Below are 1071 nucleotides of genomic sequence, written 5' to 3'. Positions count from 1 at the left end.
CAGGTACCAAATCGACCAATAGGTCTCAAATCCTGGTTAGCGCTTGGTTCAAAACCTGCCTTTCCTATCTTTAAGTTATTAAATTCAGTTTCTTGGAATATTTATAGGAAGGGAAGCTAAAGGTTACCACCTATACCCGCTCTAATCCCATGATTTCTAAACTTGAACTTATTACTCTTTCAATTATTGTTTTAGCGGGGTGCTCTGAACCTGTAGCTGAATACCGAGATGGCAAACAACTTCTGAACTTGAACGAACTCAACATTAAAGGCGAACCCATTGAGCAAATAAGTCTCGTGGTAATCAAGCCTGACTCAATTAAAGTAAAGGAAGAAGCTATTTTTCGTATTGTAACCTCCAACCCAGACTTTAAAGTGGTTAACGGAATATTTGATTGCAATATTTCTAATGAATCATTAATCGATACATCCAACTTCAAGGTTGACAATTGCAAAAAGGAGTTTGTGGTGAGAAACGACACCATGTTCATCGCCCTTAAACCTGGAAAAACTGGGCAATTCGAATTTGGAACTGAAATCATCGGAATAACTAAGGACATTGATGGAATCCTGAGGTATCATACCACAACGTTTAACTACGAAGTAGCTGAATAAAAGGTGGTAACAAACGATGATGGCGCATGGCCTTGCTTAGCCATCTGCAAAGTGCCTGCAAAACATCCCGCTTATCTCCCGCCAAGAAACTGAAGTGCTTTCTACTTTCCTCTGCTCGTGGGAGTTTTTAACCTTCATGACGCAGTGCCAATCTGATACTTTGATCACACCGGCAGATAAGCTACTTTTATCGGTATTAAAAAAGCTCGGAGGCCACAGCGCCATATCTGAGCATTATGAATAATCCCTTCTTCCTCTTCTCGCAACTGATTACAAAAACTTCTAAACATTTTATTAACCAATAGCGGAATGAAGAACTTTTCTACAAACTCGATTGTTTTCAGCTTTGCGGTGAACCATTGGCAGTGCTTAAACGAACGGCGTGCGCCTGGAAGCTTGCTTACGAAGGTGAGTAAGGGTTGGTAGCAACTGCCTGGTGAACAGCTTTAGCTGAAAA

At 40.8% G+C, this 1071-nt stretch carries 1 protein-coding gene; it reads left to right on the top strand.

Annotation, left to right across the window (positions count from 1 at the left end; genetic code table 11):
• The first annotated feature begins 149 nt into the window (after positions 1-149).
• Positions 150-614, top strand: a complete 465-nt coding sequence (locus tag NXR94_RS17130; RefSeq protein ID WP_258105901.1) for a hypothetical protein — start codon at positions 150-152, stop codon at positions 612-614.
• Positions 615-1071: the final 457 nt, after the last annotated feature.

Source organism: Marinoscillum sp. MHG1-6, assembly GCF_024714475.1.
Taxonomy (GTDB): Bacteria; Bacteroidota; Bacteroidia; order Cytophagales; family Cyclobacteriaceae; genus JAMZMI01.
Note: the sequence above shows the minus strand (reverse complement) of the source record. Positions and strands in the feature narration are given on the sequence as shown.